Consider the following 25298-nt stretch of genomic DNA (forward strand, 5'->3'; position numbering starts at 1 on the left):
GTCCAGTGACTGGACGTGTAGTCTGAGTCGCATGAACGAACCCGCACTGGACGCCGAACGCGACGCCGTCCTCGCCGCGCTGCGCCCCGTCGTCGAGGGGATCGCCGCGACGTTCGGACCGGTCTGCGAGGCGGTGCTGCACGACTACCGGTGCCCCGAGCGCTCGGTCGTGGCCGTCGCCGGGGCGGTGACCGGGCGGACGGTGGGCGGGGCGATGAGCGAGATCGGCATGCGCGTGCTGGCCCGCGGCGACGAGGCGCACGACGAGCTGAACTACGTCACCCGCACGGCCGACGGCACTCTGCTCAAGTCCTCCACCATGGTGCTGCGCGACTCCACGGGCGCCGTGTTCGGAGCCCTGTGCGTCAACCTGGACGTCACCGCCGTCGACCGCGCCCACGCCCTCCTCGGCGCCCTCGCCGGGACCGCCCGCGCCCCCGCCCAGGTACCGGCGACCACCTTCGGCGACGACATCGACGCCGTGGTCGACGCCATCGTGGACGCCCACCCGCTGCGCCGCGACACCAGTTGGGCGGCGCTGGACCGGGACCGGCGGCTGCAGCTGTTCCGCGACCTCGACGGGCGCGGAGTGTTCGCCGTACGCCGCTCGGTCGAGCACGTCGCCACCCGGCTCGGCATCTCCCGCGCCTCCGCCTACCACTACCTCTCCCAGGCCCGCGCCGACACCGGCCCGGCCGCCGACACCCCCTGAGGACACCCGTGACGACCACCACCCCGCCGGTCACCCTCGACGACGTCCGCTCCGCCGCGGCCCGCATCAAGGGCGTCGCGCACCGCACCCCGGTGCTGCGCTCGCGCACCCTCGACGCCCTCGTCGGCGCCGAGGTCCACCTCAAGTGCGAGAACCAGCAGCGGGTCGGCGCCTTCAAGTTCCGCGGCGCCTACAACGCGGCCTCCCGCCTCACCCCGGAGCAGCTGGCCAGGGGCATCGCCGCCTACTCCTCGGGCAACCACGCCCAGGCGGTCGCCCTGGCCGCCCGTGAACTGGGCACGACCGCGGTGATCGTCATGCCCGAGGACGCGCCGCCCTCCAAGCGGGACGCCACCGCGGGCTACGGCGCCGAGATCGTCACCTACGACCGCTACACCGGCGACCGTGTGGCCGTCGCCGAAGCGCTGGCCGCCGACCGGGGGCTGACCCTGATCCCGCCCTACGAACACCCGCACGTCATCGCGGGCCAGGGCACCGCCGCCCTCGAACTGGTCGAGGAGACGGGGGAGCTGGACGCGCTGGTCGCCCCCGTCGGCGGCGGCGGACTGATCGCCGGGAGCGCCACCGCGGTCAAGGCACTGCACCCCGGCATGCGGGTGATCGGCGTCGAGCCGGAGGCCGGGGACGACACCAGGCGCTCCCTGGCCGCGGGCCGGCGGGTCAGCGTGCCGGTCCCGCGCACCATCGCCGACGGCCAGGCGCTGCCCACCCCCGGCGAGCTGACGTTCTCCCTCAACCGGCGCCTGCTCGACGGGATCGTGCTGGTGTCCGACGACGAGATCCGGGACGCGATGCGGTTCGCCTTCGAACGGCTGAAGACCGTCCTCGAACCGAGCGGCGCCACTCCACTGGCCGCCCTCATGAACGGCCGGATCGACGCCCTGCCGCGCCGTGTCGGCGTGATCCTCTCCGGCGGCAACGTGGACGCCGCCCGGTTCGCCGAACTCTGCGGCGCGCCCCGCTGAGCCGCGCGCGCGTCCCCCGGATGGCGCCGCCGAGTTGACAGGCGGACGATGGAGTGGTGGGGACAGGGAAAGGAGGAGCGTCATGCTGGAGGCAAAGACGCTCGACAAGCCGGACGAGCGGCGCGATTTCCCCCGCGGGCACATCGAGGCCGTGCATATGGAAGGGCTCGACTTCGCCGTCGCCACCTTCGAACCGGGCTGGCGCTGGTCGGAGTCCGTGGCGCCGATCGCGGGCACCGACAGCTGCATGATCCACCACAACTGCTACGTGGTCGAGGGACGGATGCACGTCCGCATGGACGACGGCACCGAGAGCGAGGTGGGCCCGGGCGACGTCTTCGTCTGCTCGCCGGGCCACGACGCCTGGGTCGTGGGCGACGCACAGTGCGTCGTGTACGACTTCGCGGGCAGCATGGCGAAGGAGTACGCCAAGGCCGACTAGCGCGCCGGCCGGCCACGGGGAAGGGGGCGACCGCCACGGCGGCCGGCCCCCTTCCCCTGCGCCCCGCCGCTCACGCGGCCGACGTCACCGCCCCCACCGCCGGCGTCCGCAGCACCCGCCGGGCCGTGCCCAGGCCCGTCCCCAGCGTCACCGCCGCCGCCAGCGCCACCATCGCGAGCCACACCCCGAGGAACTGGTCCGGCAGCACCGCGTCGGTGCGGACCACCGTGAACGGCACCACTCCGGCCAGTGCGGCCACGGTGCCGAAGAACACCCCCGTGACCGTGAGGATCACGCCCTCGGCGCCGACCACGGCCAGCACCTGCCCCGGCGTCGCTCCCGCCAGCCGCTGCTGACCGAACTCGCGCGAGCGGTACGTCGTCGCCGCGTACAGCGAGTTGACCAGCATCACGCAGACGAACACCGCGATGATGCCGACCACCGTGAGGTTCAGCGTCTCCAGGTTCTTGGCGTCGACCGACTTCACCAGCCCCGAGGCCTTCACCGCGTCGCTCTCCACCGACTGCATGGTGAGCGTCGCCGTCGACACCGCGGTGAACAGGATCAGCGAGACCAGGATCCCGGCCAGGTGACTCGCCCGCCGACGCAGGTTGCGCACCGCCAGCCAGCCGCTCGCGCCGCTCAGGGGCAGCCGGTCGAGCACGCCCTTCAGCAGCCGCGGCGACAGCAGCGCGAAACCGACCGACAGCAGGATCGCCCCGTAGGCCGGCGCCGCCATCAGCATCTCGTCGGTCGCGGAGAACAGGAAGGTGGCGCCCGCCGCCGAGGCACCGGTGACCAGCGCCGCACCGGCCAGGAACCGCTTCGCGCCGGTCCGCTCCCGGCCACCGCGGGTCAGGCGCCGTACCGCGAGGAACGCGGCGCCCGCGGACGCCAGCAGGGTGATGGACACACCGCTCGACAGCGCGATGGGGCCGAAGGAGTAGTCCACCGACCGCGCCACCTGGCCGCTGTCCTGGAACATGTCCAGCAGCGCCCGACCGCCGAGCATCGCCGGGCCGATCGCCAGCGCCGCGCCCACCAGCGCCACCGCCACCGCCTCACCCACGACCATCCGCCTGATCTGCGCCGGGGTCGCCCCCGAGCAGCGCAGCAGGTCCAGTTCGGCGGTGCGCTGACGCACGTTGACCGTCAGCGTCGAGGCCACCGCGAAGAACACCAGCAGGCTTCCGTACCCGCCGACGACCCCCGCCGCCGTGCCCAGCGTCTCCGAGCTGACCGGGTCGACGCCGTCCTGCCCGGCCGTGTCGTGCATCGAGTTGAACGCCATGATGATCGCCGCCCCCAGGAAGGCGGACAGCAGCGTCGCCAGGAACCGCCCGGGGCGGCGCCGGATCGACCGGAGAGCCAGTACGGACATCGCTCACACCCCCGCCGGCACGTCGTCGCCCAGGTGGGCGAGGCGCTCCGCGACCGCGTCCGGGGTCGGCGCGTCCATCCGCCCCGCCAGCCGGCCGTCGGCGAGGAAGACCACCGAGTCGGCGTACGACGCGGCGACCGGGTCGTGCGTCACCATCACCACGGTCCGCCCGTGCACCCGCGCCGCCTCCTGGAGCAGCAGCAGCACCTGCCGGGCGCTGCGCGTGTCCAGGGCGCCCGTCGGCTCGTCCGCGAAGATCACCCGCGGTTCGGTGACCAGTGCCCTTGCGATCGCCACCCGCTGCCGCTGACCGCCGGAGAGCTGGTCGGGACGGTGGCCGAGCCGGTCCCCGAGACCGACCGACGTCAGGACCTCCCGCGCCCGCTTCCGGTCGACGCGCCGCCCGGCCAGCTTGAGCGGCAGCACCGTGTTCTGCGCGACGGTCAGCGTCTCCAGCAGGTTGTACTGCTGGAAGACGAACCCGACACGGCCGCGCCGGAACTTCGTCAGCTCCGCCTCGCCGCCACCCGTCAGCTCCTTGCCGTCCACGCACACGATGCCGCTGTCCGGCCGGTCGAGGCCCGCCGCGCACTGGAGCAGCGTGGACTTGCCCGACCCGGACGGCCCCATCACCGCGGTGAACGTGCCGCGTCCCAGGCTCAGCGTCACCCCGTCCAGAGCGGTCACTGCGTTGTCCGCCGAGCCGTACGTCCGGGTCACCTTGACGAGCCGGAGGGCCTCGGAGGCGGGGCCCGGGTCGTGGTTGCCTCGTGCGCCGGAGCGAAACATCCTCATCACCTTCCGTGTGGCACGCCCTGTGCGGTGCCTCGTGGAAGACGCTACGGAGAGCGAGGCCGCACCACACTGGGTGCAGAGCCCGTATCGGGGGGTGTACTCAGCGACACCCCGGCAGCGCTACTCGCCGCTCAGCAGCACCACCTCCAGGGTGCGTGGGCCGTGCACCCCCTCCACGCGGTCCAGCTCGATGTCACTCGTCGCGGAGGGACCGGAGATCCACGTCAACGGGCGGGCCGGGTCGAGGCGCTCGAGCGCCCCGGGCACCGACGACACGACCTGGTCGGGCACCCGCACGACGCAGATGTGGTGGTCGGGGACCAGGGTGATGCGCCGCCGCCCCTGGTCGGGGGAGCCGTCCAGGACGATCGTGCCGGTCTCGGCGACGGCGACGGCGCAGCCGGTCACCACGCTGTCGACCCCGTCGAGTTCTTGTGGGGTGCTCGCAGCCCGGTCGTGGACGCGGGTCGCGTCGACCGCCGCCAGCCAGTGCGGTGGCAGCCCTGGCGGGACCACCACGCTCCGCGAACCGCGCGCCGCCAGAAGCCGCGTCAACAGCACGGGCAACTCCCCGTCCGTGCACCGGTGCACGAGGGCCCGGTAGTCCGCCAGGTTCTCGGCGAGCAGGTCCACCGTCTGTGCGACGGACCGCTGCCCGTGCTCGCGCAGATACTCCCGGGCCACGGCCTCCTCGTAGGGCCGCGCGTCGTCCGGCACGTCCGCCAGCGCCCGGCGCACCCGGCCCAGAATGCGTTCCCTGCTGCTCACTTCGCTCCGTCCTTCCCGCCGCGCGTGCGCTGCCACCAGTCCCGGAACGGCTCCGCGGGCACCGCCGGGAGGTCCCGGGTGCCGCTCCACGCCCGGCCGGGACCGGGCAGCGTGCGCGGATGCAGGCGACGGGTGCGCGAGGCCAGGCGCTGCCCGGTCCGCAGCGCGCCCGGGTGCGTGAACGCCCACTGTGCCGCCCGCATCGCCGCGCGCTCGGCGGCGTGCCCCTTGGCCGGCTTCAGCACCACCCGGTTGCCGTCCCGGACGGCCGCCCCGCCCTGCACCACCCGCTCCCGCAGGTGCACCAGTACCTCGGGGATGTCGATGGCGACCGGGCACACCTCGTAGCAGGCACCGCACAGCGAGGACGCGTAGGGCAGGGAGGCGTCGATCTCGCTTGCGGTGCCCCGAAGTTGCGGGCTGAGGATCGCGCCGATCGGGCCCGGGTACACCGAGCCGTAGGCGTGCCCGCCCGCCCGCTCGTAGACCGGGCACACGTTCAGGCAGGCCGAGCAGCGGATGCAGCGCAGCGCCTGGCGGCCGACCTCGTCGGCGAGCGTGTCGGTGCGGCCGTTGTCCAGCAGGACCAGGTGGAAGGTGCGGGGGCCGTCCTCGTCGGTGGTGCCGGTCCACATGGAGGTGTACGGGTTCATGCGCTCGGCCGTCGAGGAGCGGGGGAGGGTCTGCAGGAAGACCTCCAGGTCCTGCCACCTCGGCACGATCTTCTCGATGCCGACGACCGAGATCAGTGTCTCGGGCAGGGTCAGGCACATCCGCCCGTTGCCCTCCGACTCCACGACCACCAGCGTCCCGGTCTCGGCCACCACGAAGTTGGCGCCGGAGATGCCGACCTTGGCCCGCAGGAACTTCTCCCGCAGGTGCAGCCGGGCCGCCTCCGCCAGTTCGGCGGGCGTGTCCGTCAGCCCCTCGGGCGCGGGGCGGCCCCACTCGCTCATCTCGGAGCGGAAGATGTCCCGGATCTCGCCGCGGTTGCGGTGGATGGCGGGCACCAGGATGTGCGAGGGCCGGTCCTTGCCCAACTGCACGATCAGCTCGGCGAGATCGGTCTCGTAGGCGTGGATGCCCCGGGCCTGAAGCGCCTCGTTGAGGCCGATCTCCTGCGTCGCCATCGACTTGACCTTGACGACCTCGCTCTCACCGGTCTCCTGGACCAGGCGGGCGACGATCTCGTTGGCCTCGTCCGCGTCGGCGGCCCAGTGCACGGTGCCGCCGGCCGCCGTGACCGCCTCCTCCACCTGCACCAGGTACCGGTCGAGGTGGCGCAGCGTGTGGTCCTTGATCTGCTTCCCGGCCTCCCGCAGCGCCGCCCAGTCGTCCAGCTCAGCCACCGCGCGGGCCCGCTTGTCCCGGATGGTGTGGGTGGCGTGGCGCAGATTGCCGCGCAGTGTCTCGTTGCCCACGGCCTCCCGGGCCGCGACGGGAAAGGCCGGCATGCCCACGAACGTCCCGCTCATACGGCCGCCTCCCCGGTGCTCGCCAGGATCTCCGCGATGTGCACCGGCCGCATGCCCGTGCGCAGTCGCGTCATGGTCCCGCCGATGTGCATCAGGCAGGAGTTGTCGGCCGCGCACAGCACGTCCGCGCCGGTGGACTCGGCGTTGCGGACCTTGTCCGTGCCCATCGCCGCCGACACGTCGGAGTTCTTCACGGCGAAGGTGCCGCCGAAGCCGCAGCACTCCTCGGCGCCCGGCAGCTCCACCAGCTCCAGCCCCTTCACCGCCTCCAGCAGCCGCCGCGGCCGGTCGCCGAGGCCCAGGCTCCGCAGGCCGTGGCAGGTCGGGTGGTACGTCACCGTGTGCGGGTAGTACGCCCCCACGTCCGTCACCCCGAGCACGTCCACCAGGAACTCCGTCAGCTCGTACGTCTTCGGCACCACCGGCGCCAGCACGGTCGCGAGCGTGTCCCCGCGCCCCTCCGCCCGCGCCCGCTCACCCATCCGCGGATACAGCTCCCGCACCATCGCGCCGCAGGAGCCCGAGGGCGTCACGATCGCGTCGTAGCCCGCGAACACGTCCGCGAAGTGCCGGGCCAGCGGCTCGGCCTCGTGCCGGTAACCCGTGTTGTAGTGCGCCTGCCCGCAACACGTCTGGGCCATCGGGAAGTCGACCTCGACACCGAGTCTGGTCAGCAGCCTCACCACGGCACGACCGGTCTCCGCATAGAGCGTGTCGTTGACGCAGGTCAGGAACAGAGCGACACGCATCGCGGCTCCTCGTGTTCGATCATCGGATGAATGATGAGTGCAGACTAGTCGGCCGACCGGGCTTGCGGGAGCCCCGGTTCACCGGTGGGCGAGTCGGGCCGCGGCCGCCTGCCAGCGCGCCGGGTCGCCGCGCGGTTCGTACCGGGTCAGCGACTGGGTGCGCGCAACCAGCCGGCGCATCCCGGCGAGGTCGCCGACCAGGCCGTGGGCGCGGGCCTGCACCAGCACGTTGCCGAGCGCGGCGGCCTCCGTCGGCCCCGCCACCACCGGCAGCCCGCAGGCGTCGGCGGTCAGCTGGCACAGCAGCGCGTTGCGGGTGCCGCCGCCGACGACGTGCACGACGTCGACCGGATGCCCGGCGAGCCGCTGCGCCTCCCCGACGGCCGCGCGGTGGGCCAGCGCCAGCGAGTCGAGGATGCACCGGGTCACCTCGGCGGGCGTCTCGGGCACCGGCTGCCCCGAGGCGCGGCACGCCTCGGCGATCCGCTCCGGCATCCGCCCCGGCGCCAGGAACCCCGCGTCACCCGCGTCCACCACCGACCGCAGCGCCGGCACGCGCGCCGCCGCGAGCAGCAACTCACCCAGGTCCGGGTCGCCCCAGGCCCGCACGGACTCCTGGAGCAGCCACAGCCCCATGATGTTGCGCAGGTATCGGACCGTGCCGTCCAGCCCCAGCTCGTTGGTGAAGTTGGCGGCCCGGCTCTCCTGGGTCAGCACGGGAGCGGACAGTTCGAGCCCGGCCAGCGACCAGGTGCCGGTGCAGATGTAGGCGAACCGTTCGCCCGATGCCGGTACGGCGGCGACCGCGGAGGCGGTGTCGTGCGAACCGACGGCCGTCACCGGCACGGGCCCCGCCAGTCCCGTCTCCTCCAGCACCTCCGGCCGCAGCAGCCCCGCCGGGTCCCCGGGCCGGCGCAGCGGCGCGAACAGGCCGAGGTCGATCCCCAGCCGGTCCGCGACCTCCCGTGACCAGTCCCGGGTGCGGGGGTCGATCAGCTGGGTCGTGGAGGCGTTGGTCAGCTCCGTGCCCTGCTCGCCGGTCAGCCAGTAGGTCAGCAGGTCGGGGATGAGCAACAGCCGCCGGGCCGCCGCGAACTGGGCCGTGCCCCGGGCGGCGACGAGCTGGTACAGGGTGTTGAAGGGCGCGTACTGCAACCCCGTCGCCGCGTACAGCTCCCCGGCGGGCAGCGAGGCCCACACCCGCTCCGCGACGCCCTCCGTGCGGGCGTCGCGGTAGTGCACGGGGTTGCCGAGCAGCACCCCGTCCGCGTCCAGCAGACCGTGGTCGACGGCCCAGCTGTCCACGCCGACCGAGTCCACCCGGCCCGCCGCCCGCAGACCGTCCAGCACGCCGGCGTACAGCGCGAGGACGTCCCAGCGCAGCCCGTCGGGCGTACGGACCGGCCGGTTGGGGAAGCGGTGCGCCTCGGTCAGCTCCAGCCGGTCGGCGCCGACGCGGCCGACCATGACGCGCCCGCTGGACGCGCCGAGGTCGACCGCGGCGAACGCCTTGGTGTCGATGGCGGTGCTCATCGCAGGAACGCGGCGGCGACGCCGGCGTCGACCGGGACGTGCAGACCGGTGGTGTGCGTCAGGTCGCCGCCGGTCAGCGCGAACACGGCGTTGGCGACGTGCTCGGGCAGCACCTCGCGCTTGAGCAGGGTCCGCTGCGCGTAGAACTCGCCCAGCTTCTCCTCCGGCACGCCGTACACCGCCGCCCGCTTGGCACCCCAGCCGCCCGCGAAGATCCCGGAACCGCGCACCACGCCGTCCGGGTTGACGCCGTTGACGCGGATGCCGTGCTCGCCCAGCTCGGCGGCGAGCAGGCGCACCTGATGGGCCTGGTCGGCCTTGGTGGCGGAGTAGGCGATGTTGTTCGGGCCGGCGAACACGGCGTTCTTCGACGCGATGTAGACGATGTCGCCGCCCAGCTCCTGCGCGGTCATCACCCGGGCGGCCTCGCGCGAGACGAGGAAGGAACCGCGGGCCATGATGTCGTGCTGGAGGTCCCAGTCCTTCGCGGAGGTCTCCAGCAGCGGCTTGGAGATGGAGATCCCCGCGTTGTTGACCACCAGGTCGACCCCGCCGAAGGCGAGGGCGGCCGCCTGGAACGCCGCGGCGATCTGCTCCTCGGAGGTGACGTCGACGGTCACGGCGACGGCCTTGTCGTCCCCGCCCAGCTCCTCGGCGACCGCCGCCGCGTTCTCGGCGTTCAGGTCGGCCACGACCACACAGGCGCCCTCGTCCACCAGCCGCCGCGCGATCGCCTTCCCGATCCCGCTGCCCGCGCCGGTGACCAGGGCGACACGGGTGGCCAGCGGCTTCGGCCTCGGCATCCGCCGGAGCTTGGCCTCCTCCAGCGCCCAGTACTCGATGCGGAACTTCTCCGACTCCTCGATCGGCGCGTACGTCGACACCGCCTCGGCCCCGCGCATCACGTTGATCGCGTTGACGTAGAACTCGCCGGCCACCCGGGCGGTCTGCTTGTCCTTGCCGAAGCTGAACATGCCGACACCCGGCACCAGCACGATCGCCGGGTCGGCGCCGCGCATGGCGGGGGAGTCGGGCTCGGCGTGCCGCTCGTAGTAGGCGGCGTACTCCTCGCGGTAGGCCGCGTGCAGCTCCTTGAGCCGGGCCACCGCCTCCTCCAGCGGCGCGGTCGGCGCCACGTCCAGGACCAGCGGCCGCACCTTCGTGCGCAGGAAGTGGTCCGGGCAGGAGGTGCCGAGCGCGGCGAGTCGCGGATGCTCGGCGCGCGCGAGGAAGTCCAGCACCACGTCCGCGTCGGTGAAGTGTCCCACCTGCGCCCGGTCCCGGGACGCCAGACCACGGACGTACGGCGCCAGCGCCGCCGCCCGCTCCCGCCGCTCGGCCTCGGGCAGCGCCGCGTACGCCGGGATGACCGGACCGAACGGCTCGGCCTTCCCGCGTTCGGCCAGGAACGCCTCGGCGGTGCGGATGATGTGCAGCGAGTTGCGCTCGCACTCCTCGGAGGTGTCGCCCCACGCGGTGATGCCGTGCCCGCCGAGCACACAGCCGACGGCCTGCGGGTTGGCCTCCTTGACGGCGGCGATGTCCAGCCCGAGCTGGAAACCGGGCCGCCGCCACGGCACCCACACCACGGTGTCGCCGAAGCACTCGGCGGTCAGCTTCTCCCCGTCCGCCGCGCAGGCCAGCGCGATCCCGGAGTCGGGGTGGAGGTGGTCGACGTGTGCGGCCTCGACGAGCCCGTGCATGGCCGTGTCGATCGAGGGCGCGGCGCCGCCCTTGCCGTGCAGGCAGTAGTCGAAGGCGGCGACCATCTCGTCCTCGCGCTCGACGCCCGGGTAGACGTCCTTGAGCGCCCGCATCCGGTCCAGCCGCAGCACGGCGAGCCCGGCCCCGGTGAGCGTCCCGAGGTCCCCTCCGGACCCCTTGACCCACATCAGCTCCACCTCACCCCCGGTGACGGGATCGGTCCCGGTGCCCTTGGCGGACGCGTTGCCGCCGGCGTAGTTGGTGTTGCGAGGATCGGCACCGAGCCGATGGGAACGGGCGAGGAGGGCGGCGGCTGAGGGGTGGATACCCATGTTTGGCAGTCCTTTTCAACGAGGGCGAGGAGCAGCGCCCCTGGAAGGGGCGCGGGGAACTGCGCGACCAGCCACATACGGCCCGCAGCCCGCGAGAAGACAGAAACCCGGCGGACGCCTACGCCCCCCACCCGGCCTGCTGCCCACCGACCCGCTCGGCAACGACCTTCTCCGCCCACCCGCAGGAGCGGTACGCCTTCATGGGTTCGGGGTCCAGCCCCGACTCCTCCCGCACTTCCCGGAGCAGCGGCCGCACGTCCGTGTTGTACGCGTCCATCAGCACCGCGTTCGCCTCCAGCACATCCCCCGCGGCCTGCGCCTCGGCCAGGGCGGTGCCGTCGACCAGCAGCGCCTTCGCCGTCGCCTCCTGCACGTTCATCACCGACCGGATGATCGCCGGGATCTTCGCCTCGATGTTGTGGCACTGGTCGAGCATGAACGCCACGTCGGAGGTGAACCCGCCCCCGCGCACCACCTCGTACATGATCCGGAACAGCTGGAACGGGTCGGCGGCACCCACCATCAGGTCGTCGTCGGCGTAGAACCGCGAGTTGAAGTCGAACCCGCCGAGCTTCCCCTCCCGCAGCAGCGTCGCCACGATGAACTCGATGTTCGTGCCCGGCGCGTGGTGTCCCGTGTCGACCACGACCTGGGCCTTCTCGCCCAGCTTGAGACAGTGCGCGTACGCCGTGCCCCAGTCCGGCACGTCCGTCGTGTAGAACGCCGGCTCGAAGAGCTTGTACTCCAGGAGCATCCGCTGCCCCTCGCCGAGCCGCTCGTACACCTCGGCCAGGCCCTCGGCCAGCCGGTCCTGCCGGGACCGGATGTCGTCCTGTCCCGGGTAGTTCGTGCCGTCGGCGAACCACAGCTTCAGGTCGCGCGAGCCGGTGGCGTCCATGATGTCGACGCACTCCAGCAGGTGGTCGACGGCCTTCCGGCGCACCGCCGCGTCGGGGTGGCAGATGCTGCCCAGCCTGTAGTCGTCGTCCTGGAAGGTGTTGGAGTTGATCGCGCCGATCCGCACGCCCCGCTTCTCGGCGTGCGCCGCCAGCGCGGCGTAGTCCTCGACCCGGTCCCACGGGATGTGCAGGGCGACGGTCGGGGCCGCGCCGGTGAACTCGTGCACCTTCGCCGCGTCGTCCAGCTTCTCGAAGGGGTCGCGCGGGACACCGGGCTGGGCGAACACCTTGAAGCGGGTGCCCGAGTTGCCGTACGCCCACGACGGCGTCTCGACGGCCTGGGTCTTGAGCGCGGCTTTCACCGCGGCGAGCTCGGTCACTTCGGCGCTCCTGTGGCATCGGGTCGTGGCCTGCTGTGAGTACGACCATGTGTGAAACGATTCAGAACGCGAAGTTATGAGCCACCCGAAGGGGTGTCAACCCTTCCGGTCACTCCAACTGTTCGTGACTCGGTCGTGACCTTCGACTATCGAAAGTTTTTGGTCTCGGAACCATTGACGTGACATACCCTCGCTGCCTAACGTCCCCGGCAACCGAGTTGAAACCTTTCACGACGCCGTGAGGGCAGTCCCGCCGGCGTCGTCGAGGAGCCCCCAATGACCCACCCGTCCGACACGGGTTCGGCCCCGGTTCTGGCGCTCAGGGACGTCTCCAAGTCCTTCGGCGCGGTCCGTGCGCTGCGGGACGTCTCCCTGGAGCTGTTCCCCGGCGAGGTGCACGCCCTCGCCGGTGAGAACGGCGCCGGAAAGTCGACCCTCATCAAGACGCTGGCCGGAGTGCACCGGCCGGACGCCGGCCACGTGCTGCTCGACGGCGCACCGGTCGTGTTCCACGGTCCCGGCGACGCCCGCGACGCCGGCATCGCCGTGATCTACCAGGAGCCCACCCTCTTCCCCGACCTGTCGATCGCCGAGAACATCTTCATGGGCCGCCAGCCGCGCCGCGCCCTCGGCCGCATCGACCACAAGGCGACCCACGACGCCACCGCCGCACTCATGCTGCGCCTCGGCGTCGAACTCGACCCCGACCGGCCCGCGCGCGGTCTGTCCATCGCGGACCAGCAGATCGTGGAGATCGCCAAGGCCCTCTCCTTCGACGCCCGCGTCCTGATCATGGACGAGCCGACCGCCGCCCTCACCGGCAGCGAGGTGGCCCGGCTCTTCGGGGTGGTGCGCACCCTGCGCGACCAGGGCGCCGCAGTGCTGTTCATCTCCCACCGCCTGGAGGAGATCTTCCACATCTGCGCGCGGGTGACCACCCTGCGCGACGGCGCCTGGATCGCCAGCGAGCCCCTGGAGGGCATGACCGAGGACGACCTGGTGCGCCGCATGGTCGGCCGCGACCTCGACGAGCTGTACCCCAAGCAGGAGGTCACCCCCGGCGAGAGGGCCCTCAGCGTGCGCAGGCTGACCCGCGAGGGCGTCTTCACCGACGTCTCCTTCGAGGTGCGGCGCGGTGAGATCGTCGCGCTGGCCGGACTGGTCGGCGCCGGGCGCACCGAGGTCGCCCGCGCCGTCTTCGGCGTCGACCGCTGGGACGCGGGCGAAGTGGAGGTCGACGGGAAGCCGCTCGTCAACGGCGCGCCCTCCACCGCCATGGCCGCCGGTCTCGCCCTCGTCCCGGAGGACCGCCGCGCCCAGGGGCTGGTGATGGACATGTCCATCGAACGCAACATCGGGCTCACCGGCCTGCGGACGACCGTGAAGGCCGGCCTCGTGGACCGCGGCGCCGAGCGCAGCCGCTCCCTGGACTGGGCGGTCAAGCTCCAGGTCAAGTACGCCCGCATCGCCGACACCGTCGCCACCCTGTCCGGCGGCAACCAGCAGAAGGTCGTCCTCGCCAAGTGGCTGGCCACCGGCCCCAAGGTGCTGATCGTGGACGAGCCCACCCGCGGCATCGACGTCGGCACGAAGGCGGAGGTGCACCGGCTCCTCTCGCAGCTCGCCGCCGACGGCGTGGCCGTCCTGATGATCTCCTCCGACCTGCCCGAGGTGCTCGGCATGGCCGACCGCGTCCTGGTGATGCACGAGGGCCGACTGACCGCCGAGATATCCCGCACCGACGCCACCGAGGAGACCGTGATGGCCGCAGCGACGGGGAGGGCCGCCGCATGACGGTCACCGCACCGGAGAAGGCGCCCGCGGCCGACGTGCCGAAGGCCGGCGCCACCCGGCTGGTGGACCGCATCTTCAAGATGCGCGAACTGGCCATCCTGCTCGTCTTCCTGGTGATGATCGGCATCACCCAGGCCGGCAACAGCGAGTTCCTGTCCGAGCAGGGCATCAAGGACCTCCTGCTGAACGCGACCATCCTGGTCCTGGTCGCCACCGGACAGTCCCTGGTCGTCATCACCCGCAACGTCGACCTGTCCGTCGGCTCCACCCTCGGCATCAGCGCCTTCGCCGCCGGCACCTACCTCCAGGGCGGCGGCAACCCCGTCGTGGCCGTGCTGCTCGCCGTGCTGACGGGCGTCGGATTCGGACTGCTCAACGGCGCGCTGGTCAGCCTCGGCCAGGTGCCCGCCCTGGTCGTCACCCTCGGCACCCTGTACATCATCCGCGGCATCGACTCCATCTGGGTCGGCTCCCGGCAGATCACCGCGGCCGACCTGCCCGGCGGGTTCGTCGACTTCGGCTCCGGCGGCATCTCCGCCGTGCCCTGGCTGGCCATGATCGCCCTGGCGGTGCTCGTCGCCACGGCGTACTACCTCAAGCACTTCGGCAGCGGACGCGAGCTGTACGCCCTCGGCTCCAACCCGGAGGCCGCCCGGCTGGCCGGCATCCCGGTCCGCAAGCGGATCCTGGCCGCCTACACCTTCTGCGGCGCCCTCGCCGGACTCGCCGGCGCCCTCTACCTGGCCCGCTTCGGCAACGTCGACTCGGGCACCGGCAACGGCTACGAACTGACCGTCGTCAGCGCCGTGGTGGTCGGCGGCGTCGTCTTCACCGGCGGCTCCGGCAGCGTCTACGGCGCGGCCCTCGGCGCGCTGCTGCTGACCTCGATCAACAGCGTGCTGCCCGCCCTCGGCGTCAGCTCCGTGTGGGTGCTGGCCATCAACGGCATCCTGCTCATCCTCGCCATCGCCGTCGACCGGATCGTCGCGCTGCGCGTGGCCAACGCCCTGAAGAAGAGGAACGCCCGCCATGGCTGACACCTCCCTGACGCGCGCCGTCCGCTGGGACACGGTCGTCGGTGCCCTGCTCGTGGTCGTCCTGCTGCTCTCCTTCGGCTTCGTCGACGGGTTCGGCAACGCCCTCAACCTGTCCTTCCTGATCGGCAACACGCTGCCGATCGCGCTCATCGCCCTGCCGATGACGCTGCTGGTCGTCTCCGGCGAGATCGACCTGTCGGTGGCCTCCACCGCGGGCCTGTCCGGCGCGGTGATGGGCGCCCTGTGGAACCAGGGCATGACCATCGAGACGATCATCCCGATCTGCCTGCTGCTCGGCGTGGTCTGCGGTCTGGTCAACGGCCTGCTGGTCACCCGCCTCGGACTGCCCTCCCTCGCCGTCACCATCGGCACCATGGCCGCCTACCGGGGCATCGCGCAGATCGTGCTCGGCTCCGACGCGGTCACCGACTTCCCCTCGCAGTACCTGGACTTCGCGGCCGGACGCATCGACGGCACCTTCGTCCCGTACGCCTTCCTGCCGTTCCTCGTGCTGCTGGCCGTCGCCGTCGTCGCCCTGCACGCCATGCCGTTCGGCCGGTCGCTGTTCGCCATCGGCGCCAGCGAGGAGGCCGCGCGCTTCGCCGGCATCCGGGTCAAGCGGCAGAAGCTGATCCTGTTCACGCTGACCGGCCTGATGTCCTCCCTCACCGGCGTCTTCTGGGCCCTGCACTACGCCAGCGCCCGCTACGACAACGCCACCGGCCTCGAACTGTCCGTCGTCGCCGCCGTGCTCCTGGGCGGCATCGACTTCGACGGCGGCAAGGGCACGCTCGGCGGGGCGATCGCGGGCGTATTCCTGCTCGGCGCGCTGCAGAACGTCATGAGCCTCCAGGACGTCTCCGCCCAGTCGCAGATCGTCGTCACCGGCGTCCTGCTCGTCCTCTCCGTGCTCGGTCCCCGCGTCGCACGGCAGATCTCCCTCGCGAGGGCCGGACGCGGGGCGGCACCGGCGCCCCCGTCCAAGGCGCCCGCCCCCACCCCTTAGGCCCTGTCGTCACATTCCCGTCTGCTCGGCGACGCCATGCACGCACTCTCGCCCCACCGGGCACCGACCACGTACAACCAGTACGCCGGTCGACGCCCGGCACTCCCCCAGCCTCCGGCCGGGGGGACCCCCAGAGCACGCACCTAACGCCGCCGAGCCCGCCCTTCGGGCGGACGACGGGAATGTGACGACAGGACCCAACCCCGTCCCCGACTCCGTCCACCCTCGTAAGGAACCCACCATGCGCAAGTCGTCCATCCGCCGTACCTGTGCGGCCCTCGCCGCAGTCACCTCCCTCGCCCTGGCCGCCACCGCCTGCGGCGGCACCACGAAGGAGGACGTCAAGGACGAGGGCGGCAAGGCCGCCGCCGCGGGCAAGGCCGACCCGAACGCCGCGACGAAGAAGGGGCTGACCGTCGGCTTCCTGCCCAAGCAGGTCAACAACCCCTACTTCACCGTCGCCGACAAGGGCGGCGAGAAGGCCCTGAAGGAGCTGGGCTCCAGCTACAAGGAAGTCGGCACCTCCAGCGGCACCGACACCGCCGGCCAGGTCTCCTACGTCAACACGCTCACCCAGCAGCAGGTCGACGCCATCGCCGTCTCCGCGCAGGACCCGGGCGCCCTGTGCACCGCGCTCAAGCAGGCGATGAAGAACGACATCAAGGTCGTCACCTACGACTCGGACACCAACCCCGAGTGCCGCAACGCCTTCATCTCCCAGGCCTCCGCCGACGACATCGGCCGCACCCAGGTGCAGCAGATGGCCGAGCAGATCGGCAACAAGGGCGAGATCGCGATCCTGTCCGCCGCGCAGACCGCGACGAACCAGAACGCCTGGATCGAGATCATGAAGGACGAGCTGAAGGACCCGAAGTACAAGGACGTCAAGCTGGTCAAGGTCGCCTACGGCGACGACGACGCCCAGAAGTCCTTCCAGCAGACCCAGGGCCTGCTCCAGGAGCACCCGAACCTGAAGGGGATCATCTCCCCGACCACCGTCGGCATCAAGGCCGCCGCCCAGTACCTGTCCGGCTCCAAGTACAAGGGCAAGGTCAAGCTGACCGGCCTCGGCACCCCCAACGACATGCGCAAGTACGTCAAGAACGGCACCGTCGAGGCGTTCGAGCTGTGGGACCCGGCCAAGCTCGGCGAGCTGGCCGCGCGCACCGCCGTCGCCCTGTCCTCCGGGCAGATCACCGGCAAGGAGGGCGAGACCTTCAAGGCCGGCGCCATGGGCGAGTACACCATCGGCAAGAACGGTGTGATCGACCTCGGCAAGCCGACCGTGTTCACCGCCGACAACGTCGACCAGTTCGACTTCTAGTCACGAACGTACGGGAGCGGCAGTCCATGCAGCGCGTCTGTTTCCTGCTCAAGGTCCGAAGGGACCGCATCGCGGAGTACCGCGAACGCCACGCCGCGGTGTGGCCGGAGATGTGCGAGGCGCTCTCCGCCACCGGCTGGCACAACTACTCGCTCTTCCTGCGCGACGACGGCCTGCTCGTCGGCTATCTGGAGACCGAGGACTTCGCCGCCGCCCGGTCCGGCATGGAGGCCACCGAGGTGAACGCCCGCTGGCAGGCGGAGATGGGCCCGCTGTTCGAGTCCCTCGACGGGGACCGCCCCGACGAGGCGATGAAACCCCTCACCGAGGTGTTCCACCTCGCCTGACTCAGGCCCCGCAGGGGGCGGCCCGGGTACTGTGTGAAGGTCCCGCGGCCGCCCCCCACACCCACTTCGACCTCGGAGGTCCCTGCCCGATGGCCCATTCCGTGGGTATCAAGGACGTCGCCCGCGCCGCCGGAGTTTCCGTGGGCACGGTCTCCAACGTCATCAACCGCCCCGACACCGTCGCGACCGAGACCCGGGCGCGGGTGCTGTCCGCGATCGACCGGCTGGGCTACGTCCGCAGCGAGTCCGCACGCCAACTGCGCGCCGGACGCAGCCGCATCATGGGGCTGCTCGTCCTGGACATGGGCAACCCGTTCTTCGTCGACGTGGCCCGCGGTGCCGAGCGGGCCGCCCGTGAGGCCGGGCTCGGCGTGATGGTCTGCAACAGCGCGCAGAACCCGGGCGAGGAGGCCGAGTACCTCTCGCTCTTCGCCGAGCAGCGGGTCCGCGGCGTCCTGCTCACCCCCGCCGACGCCACCGGCCGCAACATCGAGGGCTTCCGGCGCCACAACATCCCCTTCGTCCTCGTCGACCGCGTCGCCGAGGGCACCACCGAGTGCTCGGTCTCGGTCGACGACGTCGCGGGCGGCGCGCTGGCCGTCCGCCACCTCGTGGACGCCGGGCACCGCTCCATCGCCTACGTCAGCGGCCCGCCCGGCCTCAACCAGGTGCGCGACCGCCGCACCGGCGCCCTCGCCGCGCTCGCCGAGGCCGGGCTCGGCCCCGACGCGCTGCGCGAACTGCCCACCGAGCGCCTCGACGTCGCCGCGGGCCGCGACGCCGGCGCCCGCCTGCTGGGCCTCGCCGAGCGGCCGACCGCCGTCTTCTGCGCCAACGACCTGCTCGCCCTCGGCGTCCTGCAAGCCATGTACGCCGCCGGGGTCGGCGTCCCCGACGACCTCGCGATCGTGGGCTACGACGACATCGAGTTCGCCGCCGCCGCGGCGGTCCCGCTCACCTCCGTGCGCCAGCCCGCCGTCACCATGGGCGCGATGGCCGCCGAACTGCTCCTGGAGGAGACCGAGCTGGAGGGCACGGACCGCACCCACCCGCACCGGCGGGTCGTCCTCCAGCCCGAACTGGTGGTGCGGCGCTCCAGCCTCGCCGCCCGCTGACCGGCCGTTCAGTGGGCCGTCCGAAACGATTTCATGATCCCGGGGGTCGGCGGCCGCAGGACGGTGTGCTGAACTGGGACGCGGCCGAAAGAATCGGCCGCCAGATCCGTCCGCCCCGGGAGACCCCTTGAGCGTCAGCTACCGCCAGCCAGGCGTCGTCCTCACCGACCGCCGTTTCACCGTGCCCCTCGATCACGCCGACCCCACCGGGGAGACGATCGAGCTGTACGCCCGCGAAGCCGTCGCGAGCGACAAGGCCGACCAGGACCTGCCCTGGCTGGTCTACCTCCAGGGCGGCCCCGGCGGTAAGGCGGACCGTTTCGTCGGCCGGCCCGCCTGGTTCGGCCGGGCCCTCAAGGAGTACCGCGTCCTGCTCCTGGACCAGCGCGGCACCGGCGCCTCCACCCCGGCCAACCGCCAGACGCTCCCGCTGCGCGGCGGCCCCGCCGAGCAGGCCGACTACCTCGCGCACTTCCGGGCCGACGCCATCGTGCGCGACTGCGAGGCCATCCGCCCCCAGGTCACCGGCGGCGCCCCCTGGACCGTCCTCGGCCAGAGCTTCGGCGGCTTCTGCACCGTCGCCTACCTGTCGCTGGCCCCCGAGGGCCTGAGCGCCGCCCTGATCACCGGCGGCCTGCCCTCCCTGGACGCCCACGCGGACGACGTCTACCGCGCCGCCTACCCCCGCATCGAGCGCAAGGTCGTCGCGCACTACGCCCGCTACCCGCAGGACGTCGAGCGCGCCCGCCGCATCGCCGACCACCTGCTGACCCACGACGTGGTCCTGCCGAACGGCTACCGCCTCACCGTGGAGGCCTTCCAGTCCCTCGGCATCATGCTCGGCGGCGGCGAGGGCAGCCACCGGCTGCACTTCCTGCTGGAGGACGCCTTCGTCCGCACCGCGAACGGACACGAACTGTCCGACGCCTTCCAGGAGCAGACGCAGGGCCTCCTGTCGTACGCCGGCCGTCCGCTGTACGCCCTGGTCCACGAGGCCATCTACGGCCAGGACGCCCGGCCCACCGACTGGTCCGCCGAGCGGGTGCGCGCCGAGTTCCCGCGCTTCGACGCCGCCAAGGCCCTCGCGGGCGACGAACCGCTGCTCTTCACCGGCGAGTCCATCCACCCCTGGATGTTCGACTGCGACCCGGCCCTGCGCCCGCTGCGCGAGACGGCCGAACTGCTCGCCGCCCGCACCGACTGGACGCCGCTGTACGACCCGGCCCGCCTCGCCGCCAACGAGGTGCCGGCCGCCGCGGCCGTCTACCACGACGACATGTACGTCGACACCGCCCACGCGCTGACCACCGCCCGCGCGATCCGGGGCCTGCGCACCTGGGTCACCGACGAGTTCGAGCACGACGGTGTGCGGGCCGGCGGCCCGCGCGTCCTGGACCGGCTGCTCGCGCTCGCCCGCGACGAGGCCTGAACGACGCCGGGCGCGACGTCCGGGTGGAATCTCCGGGTGGCAGACCGGTGGCGCGGGTTAATGTGCGGGCATGACGGAGCCGACGATCACGCAACTGGAGCCCATGCCCGGCGACTGGCGCCGCGCCCTCGCCGTCGTGGCCCACCCGGACGACCTGGAGTACGGCTGCGCGGCGGCGATCGCGGCCTGGACCGACGAGGGCCGCGAGGTCGCCTACGTGCTCGCGACCAGGGGCGAGGCCGGCATCGACACGCTGGCGCCCGCCGAGTGCGCCCCGCTGCGTGAGCGGGAGCAGCGGGCGAGCGCCGCCGTCGTCGGGGTGAGCGAGGTGGAATTCCTCGACCACCGGGACGGTGTCGTCGAATACGGCACCGCGCTGCGCCGCGACATCGCCGCCGCGATCCGCCGCCACCGGCCCGAACTGGTCATCACCATGAACCATCGGGACACCTGGGGCGGCGTCGCCTGGAACACCCCGGACCACGTCGCCGTCGGCCGCGCCACGCTCGACGCGGCGGCCGACGCCGGCAACCGGTGGATCTTCCCGGAGCTGACCGACCGGGGCCTGGAGCCCTGGAACGGGGTGCGCTGGGTCGCGGTCGCCGGCTCCTCCTCGCCCACCCACGCCGTGGACGCCACCCCGGGAATGGAGCGGGCGGTGCGCTCGCTGCTCGAACACCGCACCTACATCGAGGTGCTGACCGAGGAGGACCCGGAGACGTATGTGCGCGGGTTCCTCACCGGCTTCGCCGAGGCCGCGGGGGAGCGGTTCGGCGGAAGGCCGGCGGTGACCTTCGAAGTCTTCGCCCGGTAGCGGCATGACGGGGGAGCAGGACATGCGGGGACAGGGCGACATGCGGGGAGAACGGGACGTGCGGGGGGAACAGGACGTGCGGCGGCAACGGGACGCGCGGGGACAGCAGCGGCTCGCGGAGCGTTTCGAGGAGCACCGCGGGCAGCTCAAGGCGGTGGCCTACCGCATGCTCGGCTCCCTGGCCGAGGCGGAGGACGCCGTGCAGGAGGCCTGGCTGCGGCTCGACCGCTCCGAGGCGGACGGCATCGACAACCTCGGCGCCTGGCTGACCACCGTGACCGGCCGGATCTGCCTCGACCTGCTGCGCTCCCGCACCGCGCGCCGCGAGGAGCCGATGACCGAGGGCTTCGACTCCTTCGTGCCCGACCCCGTGCTGCGGGCCCTGCCCCGGGCGGACCCGGAGGCGGAGGCACTGCACACCGACTCGGTGGGCATCGCCCTGCTGGTGGTCCTGGAGCGGCTGGAACCGGCCGAGCGGCTGGCGTTCGTCCTGCACGACATGTTCGCCGTGCCCTTCGACGACATCGCGGCGGTCGTCGAGCGCAGCCCGGCCGCCACCAGGCAGCTCGCCAGCCGGGCCCGGCGCCGGGTGCGCGACGCCACCCCCGCAGCCGAACCGGACCTCGGCCGTCAGCGCCGGGTGGTGGAGGCGTTCCTCGCCGCCAGCCGCGCCGGTGACTTCGAGGCGCTGGTGTCCGTCCTCCACCCGGACGTGGTGCTGCGGGCCGACGCGGGCGCGCCGGCCCGGGGCGTCGCGGCGTCCAAGGTGGTGCGGGGAGCGCGGACGGTCGCCACCGGGGCGTTCCACTTCCGCCACCTCGCGCCTCTCGCCCGCGTCGTCCTGGTCAACGACGCGGTCGGCACCGTCGCGGTGTCCGACGGACGTCCCGTGTCGGTCACCTACGTCACCGTCACCGACGGCCTCATCACCGGCCTGTACATCCTGTCCGACCCGGAGCGGCTGGCCGGGTTGGACGTGTCCGGGCTGGAGGCCTGACCGGCCGCGCGGGGCCACCCACCACCCCGCGCGGCGGCGGACCGTATCCTCGGTGACATGCGAGAACACAGGGTGGACCGGACTCAGACGCGGGCCGGGGCGGAACTGCGCGGCGACTGCGCGAGCTGCTTCGGCCTGTGCTGTGCGGCCCTGCCGTTCGCCCGCTCGGCGGACTTCGCGATCGACAAGGACGCCGGAACGCCCTGCCCGAACCTCCGCACCGACCACCGCTGCGGCATCCACGCGACGCTGCGGGAGCGCGGCTTCACCGGCTGCACGGTCTACGACTGCTTCGGCGCGGGACAACGGGTCTCGCAGCTCACCTTCGGCGGCCGGGACTGGCGCGCGGGCCCGCCGGAGCAGCGCCGCCGCATGTTCGACGTGTTCCCGGTCGTCCGCCAACTGCACGAGCTGCTCTGGTACCTGACCGAGGCGCTGACCCTGCCCGCCGCCCGCCCGGTCCACGCCGACCTGCGCGGTGCCCTCGCCGACACCGAACGCCTCGCCGGGGGGACCCCCGAGGAGCTGGCCGGCCTCGACGTGGCCGCACACCGGCAGCGGGTCAACGTGCTCCTGCTGCGCACCAGCGAGCTGGTCCGGGCCGGCACCCGCGGCCGGAAGAAGAACCGCCGCAACGCCGACCTGATGGGCGCCCGTCTCAAGGGCGCCGACCTCGCGGGTGCCGATCTGCGCGGCGCCTACCTCATCGCCGCCGACCTCACCGGCGCCGACCTGCGGGGCGCCGACCTGATCGGCGCGGACCTGCGCGACGCCGACCTCACCGACGCGGACCTGACGGGCGCCTTCTTCCTGACCCAGCCGCAGGTCAACGCGGCCAGGGGCGGCCCCGGCACCGGGCTGCCGGACTCAGTCACCCGCCCGGTGCACTGGACAGCCGGGCGCTGAGACGGCGTCCCCGGCATCGTCGGCCGCCCCCGGGGCGGCCGTGCGGCGACCGGGCGCCGGCGCGGCCGCGGTCCGCCGGACCAGGTGCAGGCGCAGCCCCTCCGGCATCAGCGTCAGCCGCTCGGTCACCCGAAGCTCGTAGCCGGGCTCGGGCCGCAGTTCGTAGCGGCGCAGCAGCAGCCCGAGGACCAGCGTGGCCTCGTGCAGCGCGAACTGCCGCCCGATGCACGCCCGCGCCCCGGTCCCGAACGGCTTGAACGTGTGCGGGGCGCGCGACCGCACGGCCTTCGCGTCGAAGCGGTCCGGGTCGAACCGCTCGGCGTCCGCGCCCCACACCTCGGGATCGCGGTGCAGCATGCCCGTGAGCACCAGCGCCCAGGCCCCGCGGCGCATCGGATGCGTACCGCCGAGAACCGTGTCCTCGCGGGCCTCGCGCGCGAATCCCGGCGCGGTCGGCCACAGCCGCAGCGACTCGTCAAGCACCCGGCGCACGTAGCGCAGTTTGGCCACCTGCTCGTAGCCGGGTGCCTCGGTGTCGCCCCACACCCGGTCCACCTCGGCGCGGGCCCGGGCCGCGACGTCGGGGTGCTGGGCGAGGTAGTGCAGGGCGAAGGAGAGCGCGCCCGAGGTGGTCTCGTGACCGGCGACCAGGAAGGTGATGACCTGCCGGCGGACGTTCTGGGGCGACAGCCGCTCACCGGTCCTGGGATGGGCCGTCTCCAGCATCCGGTCGAGCAGGTCGCCGCTGCCGCTGCCGCTGCCGCTGCCGCTGCCGGTTCCGCCGCCCGTGCCGCCGTTCGCCCGGCGTTCACGGACGAGGTCGTCGACCGTGCGGTTGAGGTGGGCGATGTCGGCGGCGTTGCGGCGGCTCGCGTCACGCAGCAGCCAGGGGGCGAGCGGCGCGGGCACGGTGTTGAGGCGCTGCGCGTAGCCGAGCGTGCCCACCATCGCGGTGACGAAGGGGTGGAGGCGGGAGCGTTCGAAGGAGCCGAAGTCGTGGCCGAAACCGGTGCGCGCGATGGTCTCCAGCGTCAGCTTGGTCATGTCGCCCGGCACGTCCACCGCCCGGCCCGACGCCTCGGCCAGGTCCCAGTGGCCGGTGAGCCGCGCGGCCACGTCCAGCATCATCACGTGGTACCCCGCCATGGCCTCGCGGCTGAAGCCGGGCGCCAGCACGTCGTGCGCGAGCTGCCAGTTGGGCTCGTGGTTGTACGCCGTGAACAGCCCGTCCCCGGCCACCGGACGCAGGTTGGCCACCCCCAGGCCCACGTGCTTGGCGAACCGCGCCTCGTCCGCCAGGTCGGCGGCGAGGGCGGCACCCCACACGAACACGAACTCCTTGCCGAAGGCCCGCCGCCGGAATATCGGCCCCAGTCGTCGCGCGTACCGCAGCGAGTCCTGCATCGGGGTGCGCCTGCTCGCTCCCACGACGTCTCCGAGCAGGGGCAGCCGGTACGGGGGGTGCGGGATGCGGTGCAGTTCGGGCCAGCCCAGCTCGGCGCTGCGGAAGCCCTTCGGCAGTCCGTCCCGGGCCGGTTCCCTCGCTGTCTGGGCCATGACGCGATCTCCCTTGACGCAGCGGCGTGTTGCACGAGCCGAGGCGAGCGTGTTGTACATGGATTCAATAGCGCGCCCCAGTCTCGACCCGTTGTTGAACCCGCGTCAAGTAAGGTGCGGGGCATGGCCGCGAACCAGGGGGAGCGCATCCGCCGCCGGCTCAGCACGGGCGAGCGCCGGGAGCAGTTGCTCTCGGTGGGCGCGCGGCTGTTCTCGGAGAGCCCCTACGACGAGGTCTGGATCGAGCAGGTCGCCGAGATCGCCGGTGTCTCCCGCGGGCTGCTGTACCACTACTTCCCGAACAAGCGGGACTTCTTCGCGGCGGTCGTCGAGCGCGAGAGCGAGCGCATGCTGCGGATGACGGCGGCCGTGCCCGGCGTCCCGGTCCGTGAGCAGCTCACCGCGGGCCTCGACGCGTACCTGGAGTACGTCCGGGCCCACGCGCACGGCTACCGCGCCTTCCACCGCGCCGACGCGGCCGGTGACCGGGCGGTGCGCCGGGTCTACCAGAAGGCGCTCGCCGCGCAGGAGCGGCAGATCCTCGCCGCCCTCGCCGCCGACCCGGAGTTCGGCCCGGCCTTCGAGGAACGCGGCGACGTGCGGCTCGCGGTGCGCGGCTGGCTGGCCTTCACCACCGCGGTGTGCCTGGAGTGGCTGCGGGATCCGGAGCCCGCCCGCGAGCAGGTGCGGGACCTGTGCGCGCGGGCGCTGCTGGGGGCCGTCGCGCCCTGACGGCGCCGGTCCGGATGCCGGTTCGAGGGGTTGTCGTGGTTGGCGCACTCCCCGATCTCCGCTAGGTTAGGTGAGCCTTACCTA

The 25298-nt window shown here is 72.6% G+C and carries 23 protein-coding genes; 14 read left to right on the plus strand and 9 right to left on the minus strand.

All coding sequences use genetic code 11. The features are described 5' to 3' along the window. Nucleotides 1–31 precede the first annotated feature (31 nt). The 3 genes from R2E43_RS35010 (at nucleotide 32) to R2E43_RS35020 (ending at nucleotide 2140) form a co-directional block, all read left to right on the plus strand. Entirely contained in the window at nucleotides 32–712 is a 681-nt protein-coding gene (locus R2E43_RS35010; protein WP_003978037.1) for a helix-turn-helix transcriptional regulator, read from the plus strand. Nucleotides 713–720: 8 nt separating this feature from the next. Next, nucleotides 721–1698 (plus strand): pyridoxal-phosphate dependent enzyme, encoded by a 978-nt coding sequence (locus tag R2E43_RS35015; protein WP_003978038.1) that lies wholly within the window; start codon nucleotides 721–723, stop codon nucleotides 1696–1698. A gap of 82 nt (nucleotides 1699–1780) precedes the next feature. Then, nucleotides 1781–2140 carry a cupin domain-containing protein gene (locus R2E43_RS35020; protein WP_003978039.1) on the plus strand — a complete coding sequence of 120 codons (360 nt, stop codon included), beginning with the start codon at nucleotides 1781–1783 and terminating at the stop codon, nucleotides 2138–2140. Nucleotides 2141–2210: 70 nt separating this feature from the next. Here R2E43_RS35020 and R2E43_RS35025 read toward each other — a convergent pair whose 3' ends face one another. From R2E43_RS35025 to rhaI, 8 genes are all read right to left on the minus strand, one after another. After that, on the minus strand, nucleotides 2211–3521 hold the full coding sequence (locus R2E43_RS35025) for an ABC transporter permease (protein WP_319126481.1): 1311 nt from the start codon (nucleotides 3519–3521) through the stop codon (nucleotides 2211–2213). A gap of 3 nt (nucleotides 3522–3524) precedes the next feature. Beyond that, complete coding sequence (locus R2E43_RS35030) at nucleotides 3525–4316, minus strand: ABC transporter ATP-binding protein (protein WP_016325260.1); 792 nt, start codon at nucleotides 4314–4316, stop codon at nucleotides 3525–3527. A gap of 120 nt (nucleotides 4317–4436) precedes the next feature. Continuing rightward, nucleotides 4437–5084: a LutC/YkgG family protein gene (locus tag R2E43_RS35035; protein WP_332056960.1), complete on the minus strand. Its 648-nt coding sequence runs from the start codon at nucleotides 5082–5084 to the stop codon at nucleotides 4437–4439. After that, nucleotides 5081–6559: a LutB/LldF family L-lactate oxidation iron-sulfur protein gene (locus R2E43_RS35040; protein ID WP_011027372.1), complete on the minus strand. Its 1479-nt coding sequence runs from the start codon at nucleotides 6557–6559 to the stop codon at nucleotides 5081–5083. The genes R2E43_RS35035 and R2E43_RS35040 overlap by 4 nt, the downstream gene beginning before the upstream one ends. Then, nucleotides 6556–7308 (minus strand): (Fe-S)-binding protein, encoded by a 753-nt coding sequence (locus R2E43_RS35045; protein WP_332056961.1) that lies wholly within the window; start codon nucleotides 7306–7308, stop codon nucleotides 6556–6558. Before R2E43_RS35045 ends, R2E43_RS35040 begins: the two co-directional genes overlap by 4 nt. Before the next feature lie 78 nt (nucleotides 7309–7386). Continuing rightward, nucleotides 7387–8841: a rhamnulokinase gene (locus R2E43_RS35050; RefSeq protein WP_003978046.1), complete on the minus strand. Its 1455-nt coding sequence runs from the start codon at nucleotides 8839–8841 to the stop codon at nucleotides 7387–7389. Beyond that, on the minus strand, nucleotides 8838–10877 hold the full coding sequence (locus tag R2E43_RS35055; protein ID WP_003978047.1) for a bifunctional rhamnulose-1-phosphate aldolase/short-chain dehydrogenase: 2040 nt from the start codon (nucleotides 10875–10877) through the stop codon (nucleotides 8838–8840). Before R2E43_RS35055 ends, R2E43_RS35050 begins: the two co-directional genes overlap by 4 nt. A gap of 118 nt (nucleotides 10878–10995) precedes the next feature. Then, the gene (gene rhaI / locus R2E43_RS35060; RefSeq protein ID WP_003978048.1) at nucleotides 10996–12156 is read right to left on the minus strand and encodes an L-rhamnose isomerase; all 1161 of its coding nucleotides are present in this window, start codon (nucleotides 12154–12156) and stop codon (nucleotides 10996–10998) included. Nucleotides 12157–12432: 276 nt separating this feature from the next. Between rhaI and R2E43_RS35065 the strand changes: the two genes are divergently transcribed. From R2E43_RS35065 to R2E43_RS35110, 10 genes are all read left to right on the plus strand, one after another. Continuing rightward, complete coding sequence (locus R2E43_RS35065) at nucleotides 12433–13950, plus strand: sugar ABC transporter ATP-binding protein (protein WP_003978049.1); 1518 nt, start codon at nucleotides 12433–12435, stop codon at nucleotides 13948–13950. After that, nucleotides 13947–14987, plus strand: coding sequence for an ABC transporter permease (locus R2E43_RS35070; RefSeq protein WP_003978050.1), 1041 nt, complete (start codon nucleotides 13947–13949; stop codon nucleotides 14985–14987). Before R2E43_RS35065 ends, R2E43_RS35070 begins: the two co-directional genes overlap by 4 nt. Continuing rightward, entirely contained in the window at nucleotides 14980–15993 is a 1014-nt protein-coding gene (locus tag R2E43_RS35075) for an ABC transporter permease (protein WP_003978051.1), read from the plus strand. Before R2E43_RS35070 ends, R2E43_RS35075 begins: the two co-directional genes overlap by 8 nt. 241 nt (nucleotides 15994–16234) lie before the next feature. Continuing rightward, on the plus strand, nucleotides 16235–17317 hold the full coding sequence (gene rhaS / locus R2E43_RS35080) for a rhamnose ABC transporter substrate-binding protein (RefSeq protein ID WP_003978052.1): 1083 nt from the start codon (nucleotides 16235–16237) through the stop codon (nucleotides 17315–17317). Nucleotides 17318–17343: 26 nt separating this feature from the next. After that, nucleotides 17344–17664, plus strand: a complete 321-nt coding sequence (locus tag R2E43_RS35085; RefSeq protein WP_003978053.1) for an L-rhamnose mutarotase — start codon at nucleotides 17344–17346, stop codon at nucleotides 17662–17664. Between the two features lie 89 nt (nucleotides 17665–17753). After that, complete coding sequence (locus R2E43_RS35090; protein WP_003978054.1) at nucleotides 17754–18779, plus strand: LacI family DNA-binding transcriptional regulator; 1026 nt, start codon at nucleotides 17754–17756, stop codon at nucleotides 18777–18779. Between the two features lie 127 nt (nucleotides 18780–18906). After that, nucleotides 18907–20208 carry an alpha/beta fold hydrolase gene (locus R2E43_RS35095; RefSeq protein ID WP_319214857.1) on the plus strand — a complete coding sequence of 434 codons (1302 nt, stop codon included), beginning with the start codon at nucleotides 18907–18909 and terminating at the stop codon, nucleotides 20206–20208. 70 nt (nucleotides 20209–20278) lie between these two features. Beyond that, entirely contained in the window at nucleotides 20279–21022 is a 744-nt protein-coding gene (locus tag R2E43_RS35100; protein WP_003978056.1) for a PIG-L deacetylase family protein, read from the plus strand. Between the two features lie 22 nt (nucleotides 21023–21044). After that, nucleotides 21045–22019, plus strand: coding sequence for an RNA polymerase sigma factor SigJ (sigJ, locus tag R2E43_RS35105; RefSeq protein WP_319230601.1), 975 nt, complete (start codon nucleotides 21045–21047; stop codon nucleotides 22017–22019). Nucleotides 22020–22076: 57 nt separating this feature from the next. Beyond that, on the plus strand, nucleotides 22077–22925 hold the full coding sequence (locus R2E43_RS35110; RefSeq protein ID WP_030869291.1) for a pentapeptide repeat-containing protein: 849 nt from the start codon (nucleotides 22077–22079) through the stop codon (nucleotides 22923–22925). On the opposite strand, the gene R2E43_RS35115 is transcribed toward R2E43_RS35110, so the two are convergent. Further along, nucleotides 22887–24482 carry a cytochrome P450 gene (locus R2E43_RS35115; protein WP_332056962.1) on the minus strand — a complete coding sequence of 532 codons (1596 nt, stop codon included), beginning with the start codon at nucleotides 24480–24482 and terminating at the stop codon, nucleotides 22887–22889. The two genes, R2E43_RS35110 and R2E43_RS35115, sit on opposite strands and share 39 nt — an antisense overlap. A 123-nt stretch (nucleotides 24483–24605) precedes the next feature. Between R2E43_RS35115 and R2E43_RS35120 the strand changes: the two genes are divergently transcribed. Continuing rightward, nucleotides 24606–25214: a TetR/AcrR family transcriptional regulator gene (locus R2E43_RS35120; protein WP_003978060.1), complete on the plus strand. Its 609-nt coding sequence runs from the start codon at nucleotides 24606–24608 to the stop codon at nucleotides 25212–25214. Nucleotides 25215–25298: the final 84 nt, after the last annotated feature.

The sequence above is a fragment of the Streptomyces violaceoruber genome (genome assembly GCF_033406955.1).
GTDB lineage: Bacteria > Actinomycetota > Actinomycetes > Streptomycetales > Streptomycetaceae > Streptomyces > Streptomyces violaceoruber.